General features: G+C 62.9%; 21 protein-coding genes. 10 read left to right on the top strand and 11 right to left on the bottom strand.

The genetic code is table 11. The features are described from left to right. Window positions 1-327 precede the first annotated feature (327 nt). From E9677_RS00700 to E9677_RS00685, 4 genes are all read left to right on the top strand, one after another. Complete coding sequence (locus E9677_RS00700; RefSeq protein ID WP_136557142.1) at window positions 328-2,106, top strand: acyl-CoA dehydrogenase; 1,779 nt, start codon at window positions 328-330, stop codon at window positions 2,104-2,106. Window positions 2,107-2,261: 155 nt separating this feature from the next. Then, window positions 2,262-3,023: a crotonase/enoyl-CoA hydratase family protein gene (locus E9677_RS00695; RefSeq protein ID WP_136556186.1), complete on the top strand. Its 762-nt coding sequence runs from the start codon at window positions 2,262-2,264 to the stop codon at window positions 3,021-3,023. 186 nt (window positions 3,024-3,209) lie between these two features. Then, the gene (gene mcpU, locus E9677_RS00690) at window positions 3,210-5,300 is read left to right on the top strand and encodes a methyl-accepting chemotaxis protein McpU (protein WP_136556185.1); all 2,091 of its coding nucleotides are present in this window, start codon (window positions 3,210-3,212) and stop codon (window positions 5,298-5,300) included. 201 nt (window positions 5,301-5,501) lie between these two features. Then, on the top strand, window positions 5,502-5,807 hold the full coding sequence (locus E9677_RS00685) for a hypothetical protein (RefSeq protein WP_136556184.1): 306 nt from the start codon (window positions 5,502-5,504) through the stop codon (window positions 5,805-5,807). Between the two features lie 12 nt (window positions 5,808-5,819). Here E9677_RS00685 and E9677_RS00680 read toward each other — a convergent pair whose 3' ends face one another. From E9677_RS00680 to E9677_RS00665, 4 genes are all read right to left on the bottom strand, one after another. Next, the gene (locus E9677_RS00680) at window positions 5,820-7,400 is read right to left on the bottom strand and encodes a peroxidase family protein (protein ID WP_136556183.1); all 1,581 of its coding nucleotides are present in this window, start codon (window positions 7,398-7,400) and stop codon (window positions 5,820-5,822) included. Between the two features lie 191 nt (window positions 7,401-7,591). After that, window positions 7,592-8,842: a class I SAM-dependent RNA methyltransferase gene (locus E9677_RS00675; RefSeq protein WP_136556182.1), complete on the bottom strand. Its 1,251-nt coding sequence runs from the start codon at window positions 8,840-8,842 to the stop codon at window positions 7,592-7,594. After that, entirely contained in the window at window positions 8,839-9,669 is an 831-nt protein-coding gene (locus E9677_RS00670) for a TlyA family RNA methyltransferase (protein WP_136556181.1), read from the bottom strand. The genes E9677_RS00675 and E9677_RS00670 overlap by 4 nt, the downstream gene beginning before the upstream one ends. A gap of 333 nt (window positions 9,670-10,002) precedes the next feature. After that, window positions 10,003-10,404: an acyl-CoA thioesterase gene (locus E9677_RS00665; RefSeq protein WP_136556180.1), complete on the bottom strand. Its 402-nt coding sequence runs from the start codon at window positions 10,402-10,404 to the stop codon at window positions 10,003-10,005. A gap of 181 nt (window positions 10,405-10,585) precedes the next feature. Between E9677_RS00665 and E9677_RS00660 the strand changes: the two genes are divergently transcribed. Further along, window positions 10,586-11,521: a histone deacetylase family protein gene (locus E9677_RS00660; RefSeq protein WP_136556179.1), complete on the top strand. Its 936-nt coding sequence runs from the start codon at window positions 10,586-10,588 to the stop codon at window positions 11,519-11,521. A gap of 2 nt (window positions 11,522-11,523) precedes the next feature. Then, complete coding sequence (locus E9677_RS00655) at window positions 11,524-11,778, top strand: exodeoxyribonuclease VII small subunit (protein WP_136556178.1); 255 nt, start codon at window positions 11,524-11,526, stop codon at window positions 11,776-11,778. A gap of 102 nt (window positions 11,779-11,880) precedes the next feature. Here the strand turns inward: E9677_RS00655 and E9677_RS00650 are convergent, their stop codons facing one another. The 7 genes from E9677_RS00650 to E9677_RS00620 all read right to left on the bottom strand — a co-directional run bounded on the left by E9677_RS00650 (window position 11,881) and on the right by E9677_RS00620 (window position 18,399). Beyond that, window positions 11,881-12,852 (bottom strand): TerC family protein, encoded by a 972-nt coding sequence (locus tag E9677_RS00650; protein ID WP_205910106.1) that lies wholly within the window; start codon window positions 12,850-12,852, stop codon window positions 11,881-11,883. 302 nt (window positions 12,853-13,154) lie between these two features. Beyond that, window positions 13,155-14,066, bottom strand: a complete 912-nt coding sequence (locus tag E9677_RS00645) for a homocysteine S-methyltransferase family protein (protein WP_136556176.1) — start codon at window positions 14,064-14,066, stop codon at window positions 13,155-13,157. 23 nt (window positions 14,067-14,089) lie between these two features. Beyond that, the gene (locus E9677_RS00640) at window positions 14,090-15,322 is read right to left on the bottom strand and encodes a trans-sulfuration enzyme family protein (RefSeq protein ID WP_136556175.1); all 1,233 of its coding nucleotides are present in this window, start codon (window positions 15,320-15,322) and stop codon (window positions 14,090-14,092) included. A 22-nt stretch (window positions 15,323-15,344) separates the two neighbouring features. After that, a complete protein-coding gene (locus E9677_RS00635; RefSeq protein ID WP_136556174.1) occupies window positions 15,345-16,034 on the bottom strand; it encodes an ABC transporter permease in 690 nt (229 codons plus the stop codon). A gap of 12 nt (window positions 16,035-16,046) precedes the next feature. After that, window positions 16,047-16,772: an ABC transporter permease gene (locus E9677_RS00630; RefSeq protein WP_136556173.1), complete on the bottom strand. Its 726-nt coding sequence runs from the start codon at window positions 16,770-16,772 to the stop codon at window positions 16,047-16,049. 21 nt (window positions 16,773-16,793) lie between these two features. Beyond that, complete coding sequence (locus E9677_RS00625) at window positions 16,794-17,564, bottom strand: transporter substrate-binding domain-containing protein (RefSeq protein WP_136556172.1); 771 nt, start codon at window positions 17,562-17,564, stop codon at window positions 16,794-16,796. Window positions 17,565-17,604: 40 nt separating this feature from the next. Then, the gene (locus E9677_RS00620; RefSeq protein WP_136556171.1) at window positions 17,605-18,399 is read right to left on the bottom strand and encodes an ABC transporter ATP-binding protein; all 795 of its coding nucleotides are present in this window, start codon (window positions 18,397-18,399) and stop codon (window positions 17,605-17,607) included. 183 nt (window positions 18,400-18,582) lie between these two features. Between E9677_RS00620 and E9677_RS00615 the strand changes: the two genes are divergently transcribed. From E9677_RS00615 to E9677_RS00600, 4 genes are all read left to right on the top strand, one after another. Next, window positions 18,583-19,053, top strand: coding sequence for an Lrp/AsnC family transcriptional regulator (locus E9677_RS00615; protein WP_136556170.1), 471 nt, complete (start codon window positions 18,583-18,585; stop codon window positions 19,051-19,053). Between the two features lie 116 nt (window positions 19,054-19,169). Continuing rightward, on the top strand, window positions 19,170-20,126 hold the full coding sequence (locus tag E9677_RS00610) for a TAXI family TRAP transporter solute-binding subunit (RefSeq protein ID WP_136556169.1): 957 nt from the start codon (window positions 19,170-19,172) through the stop codon (window positions 20,124-20,126). A gap of 93 nt (window positions 20,127-20,219) precedes the next feature. Then, window positions 20,220-22,337: a TRAP transporter permease gene (locus tag E9677_RS00605; protein WP_136556168.1), complete on the top strand. Its 2,118-nt coding sequence runs from the start codon at window positions 20,220-20,222 to the stop codon at window positions 22,335-22,337. Beyond that, window positions 22,334-22,723 (top strand): DUF1850 domain-containing protein, encoded by a 390-nt coding sequence (locus E9677_RS00600; RefSeq protein WP_136556167.1) that lies wholly within the window; start codon window positions 22,334-22,336, stop codon window positions 22,721-22,723. Before E9677_RS00605 ends, E9677_RS00600 begins: the two co-directional genes overlap by 4 nt. The last annotated feature ends 46 nt before the right edge of the window (window positions 22,724-22,769 follow it).

Genomic DNA, 22,769 nt, shown 5'->3' with positions numbered 1-22,769 from the left:
ATGCAAGTGGTTCAGCAAGCTGTCATGTTCGCGGATGCCCAAGCGAAACGAGCCTCGCCGGTTCAAGTCCTTGTTCGCAATCGCCTTGCCCGACCTGGGATACCGTCGGCGCCCGGCGGTCCCCGTCCGCGCTCCCGAAAGTTTGTTCAGGTGTCACGTCCTCTCGCGTCCCGGGCGCCAATCCCGACCCGTGGGCGAGACCTCCTGCCACATGCAAAAGATTTGACGTTTACGTAAAAATCAATTAGCCAGAATGAAGAATGTGCCGCGCTTCCTGGGTGGAGACTGGGCGTGGCCAAGAGCATACGCCAGTTGGAGGAGAACGTCATGTACCAGGCGCCTGTAGAAGAAATCGCGTTCACCCTGAAACACGTCGCCGGCCTTTCCAAGGCCATTGAAGACGGCAAGCTGGGCGAACTGAGCGACGACCTCGTCGACGCCATCCTCTCCGAAGCCGGCCGTTTTGCAAGCGACGAGGTCGCCCCGCTCGCCGAGATCGGTGACAGGCAGGGCGCCCGCATGGTCGACGGCAAGGTGATCGTGCCTGACGGCTGGGACAATCTCTATCGCGCCTGGGCCGAAGGCGGCTGGAACTCTCTGACCGCGTCGGAAGACTTCGGCGGGCAGGGGCTTCCCCATATGCTCAACGTCGCCGCCCTCGAAATGTGGAATTCCGGCTCCGTGGGCTTTGCGCTGGGACCGACGCTCACCATGGGTGCCGTCGACGCCGTCACCGCCCACGGCTCCGAGGATTTGAAGGCGAAGTACCTGCCGAAGATGGTGTCCGGCGAATGGACCGGCACCATGAACCTGACGGAGCCGCATGCAGGCTCCGATCTCGGCGTGATGAAGTCGCGTGCCGAGCGCCGTGACGATGGCACCTACCGCATTTTCGGCCAGAAGATCTACATCACCTGGGGCGAACACGAGATCACCGAGAACATCATCCATCTCGTTCTCGCGCGGCTGCCCGATGCGCCGGCCGGCACCCGCGGTATCTCGCTCTTCCTCGTGCCCAAGTACCTTGTGAACGACGACGGCTCGATCGGCGCCCGCAACGATCTCCACTGCCATTCGCTCGAGCACAAGCTCGGCATCCACGGCTCGCCGACCTGCACCATGATCTATGGCGACGGCAAGTATGGTGATGAAGCCGGTGCCATCGGCTGGTTGATCGGCGAGGAGAACAAGGGCCTCGCCTGCATGTTCACCATGATGAACAATGCCCGCCTCGCGGTCGGCATGCAGGGCGTCGCCATCTGCGAGGCTGCCACCCAGAAGGCCGTGCAATATGCCAAGGACCGCACGCAAGGCAAAGCCCCGGGCTGGACTGGCTCCGGCATGTCGCCGATCATCGAGCATCCGGATGTTGCCCGCATGCTGGTGACGATGAAGGCGCTGACGCAAGGCTCCCGCGCCATCTGCTATGTCTGCGCCCACGCGACCGACATGAGCCACCATGCAGACGGCGATGAAGTCCGCCATTGGGCCGAGCGTGCAGCCCTGCTCACCCCGATCGCGAAAAGCTTCGCCACCGACGCCGGCGTCGATGTCGCCTCGCTCGGCATCCAGACCCATGGCGGTATGGGCTTCATCGAGGAAACGGGGGCTGCCCGCTACTGGCGCGACAGCCGCATCGCCCCGATCTATGAGGGCACCAACGGCATCCAGGCCGCCGACCTCGTCACCCGCAAGCTGCCGCTCTCCAATGGCAACCATGTCCGTGGGTACATCACCGAGCTGAAGCAGGTGGTCAACGCCGTGCGCGCCTCCAATCTCGAAGGCTTCGGCGAAACCGCCAAGCGCCTCGATGCGAGCCTGTCGGATCTCGAAGACGCCACCGAATGGCTGCTCTCGCAACTGGCCGCCGGCAATGCCTCTGCAGCGCTCGCAGGTGCCACACCCTACCAGCGTCTCTTCGGCCTCGCTTTGACCGGCGTGTACCTCGCCAAGGGCGCGCTCGCCGACGAGGATCACGGCCGCGATAACCGCCTGGCGCTGTGCCGCTTCGCCGCCGAGAACCTGATCGCCGAGACGGCGGCTCTCAAGGATCGTGTCGTTAATGGTGCGGCGAGCCTGGAAGCGGCACGCGCTCTGTTTGCTTGACGCCCCACCTCCCCCTTGAGGGGGGAGGTCGCCGCAAAGCGGCGGGTGGGGGTGACCCTGCCAAAACCAGCATATGTCGTTGTTCACCCCACCCCGGAGCTGCGCTCCGACCCTCCCCCTCAAGGGGAGGGTGGGGACCACCCGAGGAAGCCGAGATGACCGACCACATTGAAATCACCCGCCCGGAAGCCCATCCCGGCGTCCTCGTCCTGCGCTTCAACCGCCCGGACAAGAAGAACGCGATCACGCAAGCCATGTACCAGAAGCTGACCGCAGGTCTGCTGGAGGGCGAGCAGGACGACGCGATCCGCGCCATCGTCTTCCTCGGCACCGAAGGTTGCTTCTCCGCCGGCAATGACATGGCCGATTTCCTCGGCTTCGCCATGGCCGGCGCGGTGGGCGAACCCGCCGCCTTCGGTCTTCTGAAGACACTGACCGAAGTCACCAAGCCGCTGGTTTCGGGCGTCGATGGTCTCGCCATCGGCATCGGCACGACGCTGCACATGCATTGCGACCTGACGGTTGCCTCCGACCGCAGCCTGTTCAAGACACCCTTCGTCGATCTGGCGCTCGTTCCCGAAGCCGCCTCCAGCCTGATTGCGCCCCGCATCATGGGCCACCAGCGCGCCTTTGCCATGCTCGCCGCCAGCGAAGGCTTCTCCGCCGAACAGGCCCGCGAGGCAGGTCTCATCTGGAAGGTCGTTTCTCCCGATCAGGTTGAGGCCGAAACTTTGAAGATCGCCTCGTCGCTGGCCTCCAAGCCCCCGGCCGCAATGAAGATCGCTCGCGCGCTGGTCAAGGGCAGCCCGGACGAGGTGCGCGCCCGCATGCAGGAAGAGCTCGTGCATTTCGTCGCCCAGCTGAAAAGCGCAGAAGCCCGCGCGGCCTTCGAGGCCTTCATGAAGGGCCGCGGATAAAACCGTCGCCCGTATGTGAGGCCTACTTATTTTTCGGGTTTCGCTTAAGTACCCATTAAATTCTGCTGGATATTTGTGATGAAGCGGCAAATCCGCCGCTTCCACACCATGATGGTGTTGTGATCCCCCAATGCCCCATGACGTCCCGCGCCCCGTGGCAGCGAGAGATTTTGCAGGACCTTATCCGTGAAGACCAGTTCCAACCTGATGACCAAGATCCTGGTCGTCGCCTCCCTCGTGGTGGTCGCCGCCCTCTCCGGTTTCTCCTTCTACATCGATAGCCTGCAGCGCGACGCAACGAGCGCCGCCGTCAAGAGCGAAATCGACAGCTCCGGTCTCCAGGCCTCGCAGAGCATCGCCAACTGGCTGGGCGCCCGCGTCATGCTGACCGAGCTTGCCGGCAATGCCGCCGCCAAGGCGCCCGATGCAGCTGCCATCATCGCCGCCTTCGACAACCCGGTCCTTATCCGCGAATTCATGTCGACCTATGTCGGTGACGAGCAGGGCGTCTTCACCAGCGTTCCCAACCAGCCGCTGCCGGAAGGCTATGACCCGCGCAAGCGCCCGTGGTACCAGGACGCCGTCAAGGCCGACAAGATGGTGTTGACCGACCCCTATGCCGACGCCTCGACCGGCAACCTGATCATCAGTGCCGCCATCCCGGTCAAGAAGGACGGCAAGCTCTACGGTGTCGCGGCTTCTGATTTTGCGCTGACCTCGCTGGTCGCCATGATCAATTCCGTCGACATGGGCGGCAAGGGCTCTGCCTTCCTCGTCAAGCAGGACGGCACCATCCTCGTCCATCGTGACGGCAACCTCGTCACCAAGACGCTGAACGACGCCTTCCCGACCAACACTCCGGCCATCGGCGCCGGCATCGCCGAAACCACCTTCGCCGATGCCAATGTCCTCGTCTCCTTCCTGCCGATCAAGGGCTTGCCGCGGGACGACTGGTATCTCGGCGTTCAGATCGACCGCGACCTCGCCTTCGCCGCGATCGGCGAGTTCCGCACCGCGGCCGCTGTCGCGACCCTCGTCGGCGTCGTCGCCATGATCGGCGTGCTCGCCATGCTGCTGTCGCGCCTCGTCGTCCGTCCGGTCGTCGACATGACCGGCGTCATGGGCAAGCTCGCCGGTGGTGATGTCTCGGCCGAGATCCCCGGCACGGCCCGCAAGGATGAGATCGGCCAGATGGCAGCAGCTGTCGCCGTCTTCCGTGACAATATCATCGAGCGTGGCCGTCTGGCCCGGGAGGCGGATGAAACCCGCACCATGACCGAACAGGAGCGCCGCGAGCGCGAAGCCGCCAGGACGCGGGAAGCCGAGCAGGTTTCCTTCGCCGTGCATTCGCTCGCCGACGGCCTCGGTCGTCTGGCAGACGGCGACCTCGTCTCGCGCATCGAGACGCCGTTCGCCGGTGACCTGGACCGCCTGCGTGTCGACTTCAATGCTTCCGTCGAAAAACTGCATGATGCGCTCGCCACCGTCGGCCGCAACGCCCGCGCGATCGACAATGGTGCCACCGAGATCCGCTCCTCTGCCGACAATCTCGCCCGCCGCACCGAGCAGCAGGCAGCCTCGGTCGAAGAGACGGCTGCCGCCCTGGAAGAGATCACGACCACGGTGAAGGACAGCGCCCGCCGCGCCGAGGAAGTCGGCCAATTGGTGACCCGCGCCCGTGCCGGCGCCGAAAAGTCCGGCGAGATCGTCGAAAAGGCCGTCGATGCCATGCAGGGTATCGAGAAGTCCTCCGGCGAGATCTCCAACATCATCGGTGTGATCGACGAGATCGCCTTCCAGACCAACCTGCTCGCCTTGAACGCCGGTGTCGAAGCCGCGCGTGCCGGGGAAGCCGGCAAGGGTTTTGCCGTGGTTGCGCAGGAAGTCCGTGAACTCGCACAGCGCTCGGCAAACGCTGCGAAGGAGATCAAGACCCTGATCAGCGCCTCGGGCAACCAGGTCAAACACGGTGTCGAGCTCGTCAACGAGACCGGCAAGGCGCTCGATGTGATCGTCCGCGAGGTCCAGGAGATCAATGGCCACGTCAACGCCATCGTCACCGCTTCGCGCGAACAGTCGACCGGCCTGCAGGAGATCAACACCGCCGTCAACACCATGGACCAGGGCACCCAGCAGAACGCCGCCATGGTCGAGGAACAGACGGCGGCCAGCCACGGTCTCGCCCAGGAAGCGGCAGCGCTCACGGCACTGCTCAACCAGTTCCGCATCGACGACCGCGCCTCCGGTCAGTCGTCAGGCCATCGCCGCGCCGCCTGACCGGAACGCATATCGCGACACAATCGAAACGGCGCCCTCGTGGCGCCGTTTCCCGTTTCCGAGTTTAGGATTGGTTCAGCCTGTGTTCAGTCTTTGCCACTACTGTCTGCAACCATGTCCTGTTTCCGGCGTTCGGTATTCAGACCACACGACCGGTGTGGACGCGGCCGGCAGAAATTCGAGAACCCCTCAGAGGTCATCATGTTGCGTTTGTTTTTTGTCGCACTCAGCCTTTTCCTCAGCGTCACCGTATCGGTTGCCGATACCATCTCGACCGGCGGTGCATCCGTTGTTCAGGTCAATGATTCCAACGACGTGATCAGCGAAACCCAGAACACGCCCAGACAAAGTCGGCCGGTACGCCCGCAGCGCTATGTCTGCGTCGTCGACCAGTCCGGCAGCGTCGGCGGTGGCGGGCAGGTTTCCTGCCCCGCCAAGCCCGGTCGGGTCGGTGGCCGCTGCCGCTGCGCAAATGTCACCGGCTCCGGCACGCTCTACACATACTGACCCGAGGGCTGCTCACCCGATCGGATTGATCTCGTCAACGAAGCGCAGGAGATCGGCCACGGTGAAATGGCCGGGCGCAGCACTCGGTAGATGGGGCACCCAGTTCGACTGCCGCCACAGGAAGGAATCGTGATCGCCATGCACGAGGCCGAGAAAGGTCTCCGCCACGATCGTCGATCCCATCGGTCCGAGGCGAAGCCCCTTGTGGTGGTGCTCGGCCTCCTTCAGCACGTAGTACCAGAGCGGCGTCTTCTTGTGGAAGCCATGCCTGGCGGCGACAGCGCCGTCCGGTCCCGTGGCGATCTCGGACGGTTTCAGCGGCACGATCCCCATGGCCCGACAGACGTCCTGTGCAGATGGCAGTCCGATCTGCACCCCGCGCTTCAAGTTGCGGAAGGGCAGCACGAAGTCGCGGGCGGCCGTCTTGTCCGTCTCAGGTCGCAGACCCGGTAGCGTGTGCAGTTCCGGCACGATGAAGGGATCGAGCCTTCTCGACGCATTGAGCACGAAATTGGGTTCGGGCGGCGTGTCGAGATCGAAGAACCGCCGCCAGTCGATGATCCAGTTCGATGGCAGATCCTTGAGTGGGCCGGGACCGCCACCGGTATTGGCGGCGCCTTGGTCGACGAGTTCGCCGACGATCTGGCCGGACTTGCCGGTGAAGTTGAACAAGAGCTTTAGCGTCCCATCCACGATAGCGTCGGGGCCGGGATTGAACACCCGGTTGTGATTGTAGGTCTGCCGGACCATGGAATGTCCGAGCCGATAGGCGGCCGCCGCGAATTCCGCCGGCATGTAGGGTCGGCTGCGGAAACGGTAGAAGCGGCGCCCGTTCTGCTTGATCTTGCGGACGAGCCCCGGCTCCGTGAGGCGCTCGACGAAATCGAACAGCACGATCCATTGATAATGCCAGGTCACGATGCGCCGTGCTTCGCGAAAGAGCGCCGACCCTCTGAGGCCTGGCTGCGAGGCCTCTAGGCTCTCGACCACCTTGTTGTGAAACTTCAGCATCAGCAGGTGGAATTGCGCCACCAGCAGATTCTCGTCGTTCCGCTCGTCGAAAATCAGCGCATGCCCGACTTGATTGCGCGGCAGGTCGTTCTTGAAACCCGGAATGGTGTTTCCGGCCTTGTCGGGTGATTCCGACGTCTTGCCGATCAAGAACCGTTCGATGACGCGATGGGTCGCCGGGTCTCGATCGTAGAGATAGGGATGGATGCCGGGTCCGTCCCCATAAAGGGAATCCAGATCCAGCGCCGGCGTCCTGAAATTGCTGGTCGCCAGCGGGTCTGCCTGCTGCTGCTCGAGCGGTGTCGTGTCGAGCGTGATGTCGTGATCGACGAACTGCCCGAGATAGGTGAAGCCGGCGGGAATGTTGGGATTGTCGCCCGCAGGATCGGTGTTCCCCTGCGCATCGACCTTGTCTTTCATCGCTTCGGCAAGGTCGAAGAGATCGTCTTCATCGGCTTCCATCGCGGTGAGCGTTGGAAACATGCGTCCGAATTTTCCAGGGTCAGCATTGCCGGCAAGCGCCTGCAATGCGGCACGGTTCATCCCACGGACGCCGTGTCCGTGCATCGCAACTTCTGACATGGGATTCCTCCAATCAACCGCATGGGTTGGCAAAAACTGCACTGGAGATCAAAAGATCGCACAATATCGTTAAACGAGCAATAGCTTTATAAGAAATATCTTTGGTTGCATTTTAACTAAGTGTTAGCGAGGGGGTAAACCCGCGATCAACCATCCTCCACGATATCAGCGTGGAGGATGTATGGCCTCGTTCATCCCTTGCTGAGTGTCGCGACAGCCTCGACATGCGGCGACCAGAGGAACTGGTCGATCGGCGTCACATGGTCGACGCGGTAGCCGCCGGCGATCAGGATCGAGAGGTCGCGGGCGAGCGTCAGCGGATTGCAGCTGATCGCCACGATCTTCTTCACTTGGCTTTTCGCCAGTTCCGCACATTGCACCTCGGCACCCGCCCGCGGCGGATCGAAGAGCACGGCATCGAAACCCTTGAATTCGGAGGTCATCAACGGGCGACGGAAAAGATCGCGCTTCTCCACGGTGACTGGCTTCAGTCCTTGCGTGTTGCGCGCGGCAAAATCGAGCGACTTCACCGCCTTCTCGTCGGATTCGACCGCGAGCACGGAGGAGGCGCGGGCGAGCCTCAGCGCAAAAGTGCCGACGCCGGCAAAGAGATCCACGACCTTCTTCGCCTTGCCGATATGGGCGCGGGCGAGTGCCGCCATGTGTTCTTCCGCCTCATGCGTCGCCTGGGTGAAGCCGCCCGGCGGCAGCACCACACGGGCGCCGGCAAAGTCGAGTAGCGGCTTGTGCGGCTCGATGACGATCTCGCCATTGGCCGAAACGCGTGCGATGCCCTTGAGCTTGACGACAGCATTGGTGACCGCGCGCCGCTCCTGGTCGCCAAGCCCGCCGCGCAGGCCGTCGAGCGAGATATCGAGACCAGTCGTGGTCTCTGTCACCGTGACACGGAAATGCTCCGCACCGGCGGCATTGGCAATGATCTTGATTGCGTCGAGGCGGGAGATCAGCCCGTCCGACGCGATCGGACATTCCTCGACCGGCACGACATGATGGGTCTCTGCCTGCATGAAGCCCATGACGAGACCCTGTTCCCGCCGCCGGACCGTGAAGACAAGGCGTCGGCGCTGGTGTGGATGAGCTTCGAAGATGTCGCCGACGGGCGCCTCGATCCCCTTCGACTTCAGGGCATCGATCAGCACCTGCCGCTTGAAGGCGTTGTAGGCGGGTTTTGCCACATGTTGCAGCGAGCAGCCGCCGCAGACACCGCCGACGCCGTCAGGACCGAAATGCTTGCACGGGGGCTGAACGCGATCGGGCGAGGTGGTGGCAAAGGACATGATCGTGCCCTCGTTCTTCACCTTTGCGATCGAGACGGTTTCGCCGGGCAGGGCGAAGGGCACGAAGACGGGACCATCAGCACCATGCGCCACTCCGTCGCCCTTGGCGCCGAGGCTCGCGATCGTAACGGTTTCCGCGCTCATGCCTCGCCCCCTTCATCCCCAAGCTCGTCATCCAGATCGTCCCCAGGTCCCTCATCCTCGCCGCCGTCTACATCGAGCGGCTTCACGCCGGCGAGCATGAATTCCTCATTGCCGTCGCCACCTGCGATCGGGGAGGGGATGAGGCCGAGGCTTGTCCAGCCCATGTCTTCCGTCAGCCAGCGTTCCAGTTCGGCTGCGACCAGCGGTGCCGTCTCCGGCTCTTTCAGCAGGCCCGCCTTGCTGATCGCCTCGCGGCCTGCCTCGAATTGCGGCTTGACGAGCAGCAGGCAATGCGCGCCTGGCTCGGCCTGGTCGAGGGCCGGCGCCAGCGCCAGCTTCAACGAGATGAAGGAAACGTCGGAAACGAGGAAGTCGAAGGGCTGATCGTCGTAATCGTCGGGCTCCAGATAACGCGCGTTCAGCCCTTCGATATTGGTGACGCGTGGATCGCTGAGAAGCCGCGGATGCATCTGATCGTGGCCGACATCGATCGCGGTCACATGGGCAGCGCCGCGCTTCAGCAGCACCTCGGTGAAGCCACCAGTGGATGCGCCGACATCAAGGCAGTGGCACCCTTCCGGCGAAAGACCGAAATGGTCGAGCGCGGCGTCGAGTTTCAGCGCCGCGCGCGAGACGTAATCCTGGGCCGGATCGTCGATTTCGAACTGATGCGTGGCGGCAAAAACGAGGCTGGGTTTCGACACCACCTTGCCGTCAATCTTCACCGTGCCACGCTGGATGGCGTCACGGGAGCGGGAGCGGCTGGCGAAGAGGCCAAGGGCGACCAGGAGCTGGTCGAGGCGCTGGGGTTCAGGAAGCTTTTTCATGCCCCGTCAATGATGCTTGTGGCCGCGGCCTGCAAGTGTTTTTCGCGTTTGGCGGGCGCAGGGCAGGGCATGAAGCAGTGGCATGGCCCATTGCCCGGTCGGCAGAGCTTCGTGCCTTCTCCCCTCAGAGTTTCATTAGTGAGGCATTAAGCAATCTATTCTAATGTTCACTGGCCGGCGCGAAGCGATCCTCCCTCCCAAGCAGCGCGCTCCGACACGAGACTGCAGGCCGTCCTCCTCCTCAAGGTCTGTAGAGAATGGAAGCCCCCCGGTTTCGGGCCCGGGGGGCTTCGTTCGTTTTGGCGTTCCGCCAGTCGTCAGCCGGTCGAAGTGCTAGCGCACATATCTGTAGAGCCAGTCTCTTATGTCTTCCGGCAGGGCGACAGGTTCGTTGCTCTCGGCGCTGCGGGCCGTCCAGGTGAGATCGATCTCGGCCACCGTCTGGCCGTCCTTCTCCATCGCGACCTCGAAGCCCACCGATTTGCCGCCGATCTTGTCGACCTGGACGACCATACGGACCTCGTCCTCGAAGCGGAGCGGCTGGTGCAGGCGGACCTCGAGCTTGGTCGGGCTGTAAACTGGCTCGTCTTCGAGCGGCGGACGATAGCGCCAGAAGTGCCGTACGGCCTCCTCGGCATGGATCACATAGGCTGAAGCGCGCATTTCGCCCGTCGGACCGATGTCGCGATAGGCAACAACAAGCGTGCTCACCTCCACACGTTCCATCTCATCCATGCTCTTCCCCGAGTTTTTCCATGTGTTAGCGGCATCTAACGGCATCGCAGGCGGCTTCACAAGGTCTCGAACCGTGTCCGTCATCGGCTCGCTGCACAAGTGGACTGGGTAAAACCGGGATGCGAGGTGGAAGATGCTCGTCGAGCGCATTATGTTCGACCGGACCCAGCAAGGATGCCCCATGGCCACCCGTCTTTACGAGAACCCGATCTTCCTCGAACACAACACGCCCGAAGGCCACCCCGAAAGGGCCGACCGGCTGCGCTCGCTCAACATCGCGCTGGAGCATCCGAACTTTGCTCGGCTGGAACGGATCGAGGCGAAGCAGGCGAACGAAGACGTCGTCACGCTCGCCCATCCCGAGGAGCATCTCTTCGCCGTGATGCGGCAGATCCCCGAGGAAGAGGATCGCATCAACCAGATCGAATCCGATACCTATGCGTCGCAGAAGAGCCTGCAGGTCGCGCTGACCGCCATCGGCGGGGCGATCGCCGCCGTCGACGACGTCATGACCGGCAAGGCCGACAACGCCTTCGTCGCGGGCCGTCCGCCGGGCCACCATGCCGAAAAGTCGAAGGCCATGGGTTTCTGCCTGTTCAATACGGTGGCGATCGCCGCCCGCCATGTCCAGAAGACTTATGGTGTCGAGCGCGTCGCGATCGTCGATTGGGATGTTCACCACGGCAACGGCACCCAGGACATCTTCTGGGACGACCCCTCGGTTCTTTTCTGCTCGACCCACCAGATGCCGCTTTACCCGGGCACAGGCGCCAAGGACGAGACCGGCAAGCACCGCAACATCGTCAATGCGCCGCTCTCGCCCAATGTCGGCTCTGATCATTTCCGCGAAGCCTTCAAGAGCCGTGTCCTGCCGGCGCTCAACGATTTCTCGCCCGACTTCATCCTGATCTCGGCCGGCTTCGACGCGCATCACCGCGATCCGCTGGCACAGATCAATCTGGTCGGCGAGGATTTCGACTGGGCGACGGGCAGGCTCCTGGAGGTCGCAGACCGTTTCGCCCATAACCGGGTCGTCAGCCTGCTCGAAGGCGGCTATGATCTGGAAGGCCTCGCCGAATCGGCGGGCCTGCACATTCTGAGACTGATGAAGGGTTGAGTATGTCCGACGCCACCGCTCCCGCCGATCTCACCGGCTATTCCTTCGAAAAGGCCGTGGCCGAGCTCGAAAGCATCGTGGCACGCCTCGAACGGGGCGACGTGGCGCTGGACGAATCCATCGCCATCTACGAGCGCGGCGAGCTTCTGAAGAAGCATTGCGAGCAGCTGCTCTCGGCCGCCGAAAACCGCATTGAAAAGATCCGCCTCGACCGCGCCGGCAAGCCTGCAGGCGTCGAACCGCTCGACGGCGCGTGATCGACGGCTGGCCGAAGAGGCTGCCGATTTGAAGAGACGCCCCCACAACAGAATGGCCCCTTGCGGGGCCATTCGTCGTTTCCGGTATCCTGAATGTCGGCCTTATTCGGCCGGGTTCCTGGCTTCCACGACCTTGGTCGCGGTGCCATCGGAGCCACCGCCCGTCTTCCATAGCGAATAGGCAACGCCAACGCCGAGGATGAGGAAGGTGATCCCCAGCGACCATTCCGGCGGGAACTTCTCCCAGCCCATGCCATAGGCGATGAAGATCTTCGAGCCGATGAAGATCAAGAGGACCGACAGCGCATACTTCAGGTAGGCGAAGCGGTGCAGGATGGCATCCAGCGCGAAGTAGAGTGCGCGCAGGCCGAGGATCGCGAAGATGTTCGAGGTGTAGACGATATAGGGGTCGGTGGTGATGGTGAACACCGCCGGCACCGAGTCGACCGCAAAGACGAGGTCGGCGATCTCGATCATGATCAGCGCCAGCAAGAGCGGCGTTGCGAAGCGCCTGATCTTGCCCGTTACCGGATCCGGCTTCTTCACAAAGAAGTCGTGACCATGCGTTTCTTCCGTCACGTTCAACCGACGCTTCAGGAAGCGGATCAAGGCATTATCCTCGATCTTGTGCTCCTTGTCGGCGACGAACAGCATCTTGATGCCCGTCAGGATCAGGAAGCCGGCGAAGAGATAGAGCACCCAATGATACTGATCGACGATCGTGGCGCCGAGGCCGATCATGATGCCGCGCAGCAGGATTACGCCGAGAATGCCCCAGAAGAGAACCCGATGCTGGTATTCGCGCGGGATGGCGAAGAAGCTGAAGATCAGCGCAATGACGAAGATATTGTCCATCGCCAGCGTTTTCTCGACCACGAAGGCCGTGAGATACTGGGCGGTCGCCGTGGTGTCCATCTGCCAGTAGATGAAGCCGGAGAAGAGCACCCCGAGGGTGATATACATCGCCGAAAGCTTGAGACTTTCGGCGATGCCGATTTCATGGTCGTCCTTGTTGAGAACGCCGAGGTCGAAGGCCAGAAGCGCAACGACCAACAGGATGAATAGCAGCCACATCCAGAGTGGCTTGCCGAGAAAGAGTATGAGCAGGAGTTCCAAGTGTCTGACCTCTGTTGCATGATCTGGCTCGATGCAACGCGCGCACGGTCTCGCAGAAGAGAGATCCGGTCCGGGCATGACATCGAGCGTGCTCGATGCGGTCCGACATCACGAGGATAATATCCATCGCCAGAGGGGCCCGGTCCGCAAACGCTCAGATGGGGCCTGTCATCCGGAGTTCAAGGCAGGCGGCAAGAAAAAATCACAGGAATGACACAATCGCAGCGGCGCCAGGTGGGCCTGGGCGCCGCTGAACAGGGTCAGCCCCGCGCTCTCAGCGCGCCAGCCACTCGGTGGATATGTTCCGCCCCGATGCCGCAACAGCCGCCGATCATCGTGGCACCGGCCTCGGCCCATTGGCAGGCGAAGCGGGAATAGACGTCGCCCGTCAGGTCCTCGCGGGTATCGTGCAGGCCCTCGTTGGCCGCCTTGTCTTCGGTGTCGGTCTCGAAGGCATTGGCGTAGACGCCAATCTTGAGCGATGAGCCTTTTTCCGCGAACACGGATGCTGCCGTCTCCACCGCCTTTTTCATCACCTCCGGCTTGGCGCAATTGAACAGCAGCGCAGAAGCACCCGAGCCCGCGGCCCATTCGGCGGCGGCTTTGACCGTCTCACCGGAGCGCAGCTTCGGTTCGCCGCCGGCCAGCTGGCCTGCGTCGTCGGCCAACGTGAACGAGATCCAGAAAGGCTTCGGCTGCGCCTGGATCGCCTTGCGCACGGCTTCGCCTTCGGCAATCAGGCTGAGCGTTTCGCCGAGCCAGACGTCCACATGGGGCGCGAGGTTCTCGACCAGAACCTTGAGATAGTCCTGTACGGTCGACGGATCGAAATTCTGGGGCTCATAGGAGCCGAAGATTGGCGGCAACGATCCCGCGACCACCACCTTGCGGCCGGCCGCATCCGCAGCTTCCCGCGCCAGCTTGCCGGAGAGCTCAATGAGATCAGGACCGTCCGTTTGGAACCGCTCCTCGCCGATATGGAAGGGCACCAGCGCATAGGAGTTGGTGGTGACGACATCGGCACCGGCCGCGATGAACTCGGCATGCACCTGGCGCACGATCTCGGGGCTGTTCATCAGCGCCAGCGCCGACCATTGCGGCTGCTTCAGCTCTGCACCGAGCCGCAAGAGTTCGCGGCTCATGCCGCCGTCGAGGATCATTGTGTCTGCCATGGATATGTCTCCGTCGGATGTGGTCATGGGGTAAGCGCCTGGTCGAGATCGGCGATGATGTCGCCTGTGGTCTCGAGGCCGATCGACAGGCGGAAGAGCCCGTCGCTGGCATAGGCGCGGTAATCGGTGAGGGCCTCGCCCGTGAGGCGGAAGGTCGAGGTCATCATCTCCTCGGTATCGAGCAGCACCACGAGGCTGCGCTGGTGACCGAGCGAAAAGGCATAGTGGGCAACGCGCAGCCTTGTCGCTAGCCGCTCTGCGGCGGCTTTCGGGTTGCGCGTGCGAAACGCGATCATGCCCCCGAAGACATCCATCTGGCGTTTCGCGAGATCATGCTGCGGGTGGGAGGCGAGACCCGGATAGATCACACGCTCCACCTCCGGATGACCTTCCAGGAAGGTCGCGACGGCAAGGGCGCTGTCTGAAGCCATGCGCAGGCGCGGATAAAGCGTGTCGATGCCGCGCATGATCAGCCAGGCCGACTGGGCCGAAAGCGACGCCCCGAGATAGACGCCGGCGCGACCCCTGATACGGGCGATCAGCTCCTTTCGCCCGATCACGGCCCCGCCCAGCACGTCGCCATGACCATTGATGAATTTGGTCAGCGAATGGATGACGAGATCGACGCCGAGCGACAGCGGGCGCGTAGCAACCGGGGTGGCAAAGGTGGAATCGACCGAGATCAGCGCCCCATGCCTATGGGCGATCCTCGCAAGCGCTTCGAGATCAACCATGCGCAGGATCGGATTGACCGGGCTCTCGCAATGCACGAGCCGGGTATTCTGCCGCATGGCGGCTTCAACCAGATCGAGACGCGCCATGTTGACCGGTGTCACCTCGATGCCGAAATCGGGCAGCACCCGCTGGGTGAGTTCGACGGCGCCCGCATAACAGACATCCGAGACGACGAGATGGTCGCCGGCCTTGAGAAAGGTGAACAGCGTACCGGCAATCGCCGCCATGCCGGTGGCCGTCGCCAGCGCGTCCTCGGCGCCTTCGAGGCCCGCCAGCCGCTGTTCCAGCTGCCGCACGGTGGGGTTCGTCCACCGCGCATAGAGATAGGGAAGATCGGCGAGATCAGCGACGCCATCGGCGGAGAAGGCACCATCGCCCGGCATCAGCACATTGTTGACCGACATCGAGACATTGGGCGCAATCGCCCCGGTCGCCGGATCGATCACCAGGCCGGCATCGAGCGCCCGGGTTTCAGGACCGGAAGATGCGGGCAGGGGATGGGTCACGAAGGCTTTCGTCATGGCATTTCACTTTCAAGCCGCCTCAGCGGCGGATCGGCACTTGCGCCTCGACTACCCCGAAGGCGCGGGTGATGAGGGCCGTGAGCGCGACATAAAAGAGGGTGACGACGAGCAGTGGCTCGTAGACGAGAAGCGTGTCCTGGCGGACCTTGAAGGCGACGGCATAGAGATCCATCACGGTGACGGTGAAGGCGAGCGGCGTGGCTTTCAGCTGCAGCACGATCTCGCCGGCAATCGTCGGCAGCGCCGTGCGGATCGCCCTTGGCAGCCAGATGCGTCTGATCAGCATCAACGGGCTCATGCCGAGCGAGCGCCCCGCTTCCAGCTCACCTTTCGGCACGGAGAGCAGCGCCCCCCGAAGCACTTCCGACTGATAGGCGGCGAAGTTGAGCGTGAAGGAGAGGGCGGCAAAGAAGAAGCCTTCGCGCAGGATCGGCCATAGGAAGCTCTGGCGGAGTCCTGGTACCATCGGTAGCAGCGAGCCCACGCCATAGTAGAGGAGCCAGAGCTGGATCAGCAGCGGCGTGCCGCGAAACACGGTAGAATAGCCAAGCGCGAGATTGCGGATGACAGGCCCGCCGCTCACCCGTGCAAAGGCGAGCCCCACCGCCAGCACGAAGCCGAAGCCGACCGAGATCACCAGCAGCGAAACGGTCTGGAAGGCGCCTTCGATCAGAAGTGGCCAGTATTTCGCGATCCATTCGAAATTCATCTCACGTCCCCCTCAATGCGCCGGCTTCTGGCCCCGGCGCACGCGGCGCTCGATGCCATGGAAGACGAGGTTGGAGAGAAGCGTGATGACGAGATAGAGGACAGCTGCCGCCAGGAAGAAGAGGAAATATTCCTTGGTATTGGCACCCGCGAGACGCGTCGTCAGCGCCAGTTCCTGATAGCCGACGACAGCGACCAGCGCGCTGTCCTTGGTGACCGACATCCAGAGATTGGCCATGCCGGGAAGGGCGTTCGGCAGAAATGCCGGCAGCGTAACTCGACGAAACCGCAGCAGCGGCGACATGCCGAAGGCCCGCGCCGCCTCGATCTGCCCCGCCGGGATCGCCAGGATCGCGCCGCGCAGCACCTCGGTCATGTAGGCGCCCTGCACGAAGCCGAGCACGGCGACGGCAGCAACGAAACCATTGACCTCGACCGGCGGGAGACCGAAGGCCATCAGCAGCCGGTTGAGGCCATCGGTCCCGGCATAATAGAGCCCGACGATCAGGATGAGTTCCGGCACCGCCCGGATGACAGAGGTATAGCCCTTGAGGATCAGTCCGACGGTCCGGTTGTTGGAAAGCTTGCCGAGCGCCCCGAACAGCCCGATGACGAGGCCGATCGAATAGGCGCAGGCCGAGATGGCGACGGTGGTGGCAGCACCGGTCAACAGCGCGCCGCCCCAGCCCGGAGGCTGAAGCGCCAGCAATTGCCATGCCGTCATCGAAGCGGTCGCCATCTCGTCCGCAATCCCTGCCGATTACTGGCCGTAGACGTCGAAGGTGAAGTAAGCCTTCGTGATCTCGTCATACTTGCCAGAGGCGCGGACGGCGGCGATCGCCGCATTCAGCTTGGCCTTGAGTTCGGTGTCTTCCTTGCGCAGGCCACCGCCAATGCCGGTGCCGAGAACGGACGGATCAGCCGCCACGTCGCCCATGTCGGCGCAGCAATCCTTGCCGAAATCGGTCTTGAGGAAATCGGCAAGTGGGATGGCATCGCCGAAGACATAGTCGATGCGGCCAGCGGAAAGATCCTGGAAGGCTTCGTCCAGGGTGGCGTAGGTCTGCTCCTCGGCCTTCTCGGCGAAGTGCTTCGCATAATAGGCCGACTGCACGGTCGAGACCTGGATGCCGATCGTCTTGCCGTCGACGGCCTCAGGCGTCGCACCCGGCGTCGCATCCTTCGGTCCGATCAGCTTGCTCGGCGTGTTGTAGTATTTGTCGGTGAAATCGATGGTCTTCAACCGCTCCTCGGTGATCGACATCGACGACCAGATGACGTCGAACTTCTTCGTCTGCAGCGCCGGGATCAGGCCGTCCCAGGAGACGTCGACGACCGAGCAGATCTCCTTCATCTCTGCGCAGACGGCGTTCATCAGGTCGATTTCCCAACCGTTCCAGGTGCCCGACGCATCCTTGGCGAAGAAGGGCGGATAGGCCTCGTTCATGATGCCGAAGCGGACTTCGGCCTGGGCGGTGACGGCGGTCGCGGCAAAGGCGGCGCCGGCGAGAAGAAGGGAGATCAGTTTCATCGTCGTTTTCCCCAATTGGATTGAAGGTTGAAATGGGTGTTCAGGCCGTGGCCCCGCGCCCCCCGAGGCTGCGGGTGAATTCACGGCAACGGGCGCTTTTCGGGTCGCCGAAGACCTGGTCCGGCGGTCCCTCTTCCTCGACGCGCCCCTTGTCTAGGAACATCACATGGCTGGAGACCTCGCGGGCAAAGCTCATCTCATGCGTGACGAGAAGCATGGTGCGGCCCTCATCGGCCAGATCCCGGATGACCTTCAGCACTTCGCCGACAAGCTCCGGATCGAGCGCCGACGTCGGCTCGTCGAACAGCATGACGGCCGGATCGACACAGAGTGCGCGAGCAATCGCCGCCCGTTGCTGCTGGCCGCCGGAGAGAAAGGCCGGATAGGCATCGCGCTTGTCGTAGAGCCCGACCTTGGCGAGCAGCGCTTCCGCTTTCTCGATCGCCTCCCGACGCGGCATCTTCAGAACATGCACCGGTGCTTCGATGACGTTTTCCAGCACAGTGCGATGGGCCCAGAGATTGAAGCTCTGGAACACCATCCCAAGCCCGGTGCGCAACCGCTCGAGTTGCTTGCGGTCGGCGGCCTCAAGGCTGCCCTTGCGGGAGGCGCGCAGCTTCAGCTCTTCACCACCGATAATTATACGGCCGCGATCGGGCGCTTCCAAAAGGTTGATGCAGCGGAGGAAGGTGCTCTTGCCGGAACCGGACGAGCCGATGATCGAGATCACGTCGCCACGACGGGCAGTGGCGGAGATGCCCTTGAGAACCTCGACGCCGGCGAAACTCTTGGCGATGTCGTGCACGTCGAGCGCGGCCGGGGCGGTTCCTGTCATCTTGATTCCAGGTCATTTGGCAATTGCGCGACCATATGGGCGCAAAGCTGCGGATTTTGGTCGCATTTGCTGTTTCTTGCGGGGAAATCCCGCGCAGAACGCTTGATTGCTGCGGAAAGATGGCAAACGGTTTTCCGATCGTCTATGCAGCGACAAAACGCGGTGCGCGAGGAGGAAAAACGCATGCCGGACAAGCTCGATCAATTCGACCGCAGCATTCTGGAAGTGGTGCAGCGCGACTGCCAGCTGAAGGCCGAGGCGATCGCCGACAAGGTGGGGCTCTCGCCCTCTGCCGTGCAGCGCCGGCTGCGCCGCCTGCGCGACGAGGGCATCATTACCGCCGAGATCGCCGTGGTGAACCGCAAGGCGACGAGCTTCCCGATGACCTTCATCACCGGCATGGAGATCGAGCGCGACAATTACGATGCACTTGCTCGTTTCCGCGCCTGGGCTGACAGGCAGGAGCATGTGCAGCAGGTCTATTACGTCACCGGCCAGGTCGATCTGGTCGCCATCATCACCGCCCGTGACGTCGAGCACTACGACGACATCACTGCGCAACTGATGGCCGAGAACCCGCAGATTCGGCGCATGCATACCAATGTGGTGCTGCGCGACGTGAAGGTGGGGCTGCATATTCCGGTCCGGGAATGAGCAGCAGAGTTCGGGATGCGCCGGGATATCCCTGAACTTCGTCAAATACGAGGTTGACGCCCCTCTTTCGTCTCCCCATGATGTCGCAATTGCGAATATTGTTTGGGAGGACAATCATGCATTTTTCGAGACTTAGCACCTTGCTCGCTGGCGCCGTGGCTGCATCTGTCGCATTTGGCGCAGCATCGGTCAGAGCCGAGCAGTTCGTCAACGTGCTGACCGGAGGAACCTCCGGCGTCTACTATCCGCTGGGCGTCGCCCTGTCGAAGATCTACGGCGACAAGATCCCGGATGTCCGCACCCAGGTGCAGGCGACCAAGGCCTCGGTCGAAAACCTCAATCTGTTGCAGCAGGGCAAGGGCGAAATCGGCTTCTCGCTCGGCGACAGCGTCAAGCTCGCGGCGGAAGGTGATGCCGATGCCGGCTTCAAGGCACCGCTCGACAAACTGCGCGGCATCGCCGCCATCTATCCGAACTTCATCCAGATCGTCGCCACAAAGGATTCCGGCGTGACATCGCTTGCCGACCTCAAGGGCAAGAGCCTTTCGGTCGGTGCACCGAAGTCGGGCACGGAACTCAATGCCCGCGCCATCCTCGAAGCCGCGAGCATGAGCTATGAAGATCTCGGCAAGACCGAGTATCTGCCCTTTGCGGAGTCTGTCGAACTGATCAAGAACCGCCAGCTCGACGCGACCCTCCAGTCCGCCGGCCTCGGCGTGGCGTCGCTGAAGGACCTGTCCACCTCGCTGCCGGTCTCACTGGTCGCCGTTCCGGCCGAAGTCGCCACGGCACTCGGCGCGCCCTACATCGCCGCGACCATCCCAGCCGGTACCTATGAGGGCCAGACGGAGGATGTGCCGACGGTGGCCGTCGTCAACTTCCTGGTGACCCATTCGGACGTCTCCGACGATCTCGCCTACGAGATGACCAAGCAGCTGTTCGAGAACTTGGCCGACATGCAGGCGGCTCACAATGCCGCCAAGGACATCAAGCTGGAAGATGCCACCAAGGGCATGCCGATCCCCCTGCATCCGGGCGCAGAACGCTACTACAAGGAAAAGGGCATGCTGTGAGGCTTGAGAGCTTCTGAAGCTGCATGAAAGGACCGGGTGGCCGCCATGCTGCCCGGTCTTTTGCCCCTAGGCTTATCCTTCGGACGGACACCCATGAGCGCCACCACCGCGGACCAGACCCTGTCGCATGAACCGAACACCCATGAGCAGCACTTTCCGGCAACCGCCGAGGGAAAGCTGCTCTATGGCATCGCCGTCGCTTTCTCGCTGTTCCAGATCGCGACCGCGGCGCATCTGATCGACCTGCCGAGCCAGCTCGTCCGCTCCACCCATGTCGCTTTCCTGCTGTTGCTTGGTTTTCCGCTGGTTGCCGCCAATCTCCGCAAGGGTGCCCTTTACACGGCCGGCGCCTGGGCACTTGCGACAGCTGGCGTGGCGGTGGCGGTCTATCAATTCGTTGAATACGAACCGCTGATCCTGCGCGCCGGCGATCTGGTCCCACTGGACCTCTATTTCGGCGTCGTCGCGATCGCCACTGTCTTCATCGGCGCCTGGGTCATCATGGGGCCGGCCCTCCCGATCATTTCGGGCCTGTTTCTCGCCTATTGTTTCTTTGGCGAATACCTGCCGTCGCCGCTCAATCACCGCGGCTACGACTATTCCCAGGTCATCGACCACATGGCCTATGGCACGGAAGGCATCTACGGCGTCCCGACCTATGTATCGTCTTCCTACATCTTCCTCTTCATCCTGTTCGGCTCCTTCCTGGAGCGGGCAGGCATGATCAAGCTCTTCACCGACGTCTCCCTCGGCCTGGTCGGCCACAAGCGCGGCGGCCCAGCTAAGGTCTCGGTCATCTCGTCGGGCCTGATGGGCACGATCTCCGGATCCGGCGTTGCCAATGTCGTGACAACAGGCCAGTTCACCATCCCCCTGATGAAGCGCTTCGGCTATCGCCCCGCCTTCGCCGGCGGCGTCGAGGCGACCGCCTCGATGGGCGGCCAGATCATGCCGCCCGTCATGGGCGCCGTTGCCTTCATCATGGCCGAGACGCTGGGTGTCGAATATGCCGAGATCGTCAAGGCAGCGCTGATCCCGGCCATTCTCTATTTCGCCTCCGTGTTCTGGATGGTGCATCTGGAGGCCGGAAAGCGTGGCCTGAGCGGGCTGGATCCCAAGGATTTGCCGTCACCGCTCGCCGCCATCCGCCAGCAATGGTATCTGCTGCTGCCGCTTGCCGCGCTCGTCTGGCTCCTTTTCTCCGGCTACACGCCGCTATTCGCTGGCACCGCCGGCCTCGCCCTCACCATGCTGCTCATTCTCGGAAGTTCGATCGCCATCGGCATGTCCAACACCGCCGTGCGCACCATCTTCTGGATCGGCATCGGCCTCGCCGGTGCGTCCTTCTTCCAATATGGCTTCCGCGCCGTGCTGATCGCGATCCTCGTGCTGATCGCTTGGAATTTCATGGTCAAGGGCGGCCGCGCAGCCTTGAAACTCAGCGTCGACAGCCTGGCGGATGGCGCAAAGACGGCACTGCCGGTGGGCATCGCCTGTGCCGTGGTCGGCATCATCGTCGGCACCATGACACTGACGGGTGCCGCCAACACCTTCGGCCAGTTCGTCGTCGCCGTTGGCCAGCACAGTCTCTTCCTGTCGCTGATCCTGACCATGCTCACCTGCATCCTGCTCGGCATGGGCATTCCGACCATCCCGAATTACATCATCACCTCCTCGATCGCCGGCCCCGCACTGCTCGAACTCGGCGTGCCCCTGATCGTCAGCCACATGTTCGTCTTCTATTTCGGCATTCTGGCCGACCTGACGCCGCCGGTGGCGCTCGCCTGCTTCGCGGCCGCCCCGATCGCGAAGGAATCCGGACTGCGCATCTCATTCGAGGCGGTGAAGGTGGCGGCCGCTGGCTTCGTCATTCCCTTCATGGCCGTCTATGCGCCGGCCCTGATGCTGCAGGACGGAGGGCCCCTTGCGGCAGCGATCGGCTATCCGCTGGCTGTCGTCTATATCGTGATCAAGGCCAGCCTTTCGATCGGTCTCTGGGGTGTCGCCGTGATCGGTTACCTCAACCGACCGCTGCCGCTGCTGCATCGCCTGGTGGCCGCCGCTGCCGCCTTCTTCCTGGTGGCCGCATTGCCGATCACCGACGAGATCGGCGGAGCACTCGTGCTGCTCTTTGCCCTGCTGGTCTGGAAATTTCCCGGTAAGGCTACCGAGCCGATCGCGACGACACCACCCAAGACAGAGACGCCATGAGCCTCTGCATCGCCATCGCCGCGACGGTGCTGACGATTCCGGCGACAACATTCTCCCTGTCATGGGTTCATTCGGTCGAGAAGGTCGAGTGGCGCGAGGAATGGGCGGTGACGTCAGAGGGGCTGGAACTGCGTCAAGCGAGCGTCAAGGGATCCGGTGCCGGCATGGAGCCGGGCGAGGGGGCGGTGCTCGACGATGGCTGGTGGCGTTGGAAACCAGCGCTCGCGCCCGTTTCCGAATTGCGGCTCGCTTCATCCGGCGCGACACCCAGCGGCTGGACATTGTGTCACGCCGGCGGCTGCCAGACACTTGGCGATGCGCCGGGCAGGGAGGCTGTTCTCTTCGCATGCCGGCAGGATGGCGGTGCCGTCGAGCCATCCCGGTGAAGACACTGCGTCACCGGCAGCCCTGTTGATCCGTCCTAGTCTCGGC

Origin of the sequence: Peteryoungia rhizophila, assembly GCF_004912145.1 — a bacterium.
GTDB classification, from domain to species: Bacteria; Pseudomonadota; Alphaproteobacteria; order Rhizobiales; family Rhizobiaceae; genus Allorhizobium; species Allorhizobium rhizophilum.
Note: the sequence above shows the minus strand (reverse complement) of the source record. Positions and strands in the feature narration are given on the sequence as shown.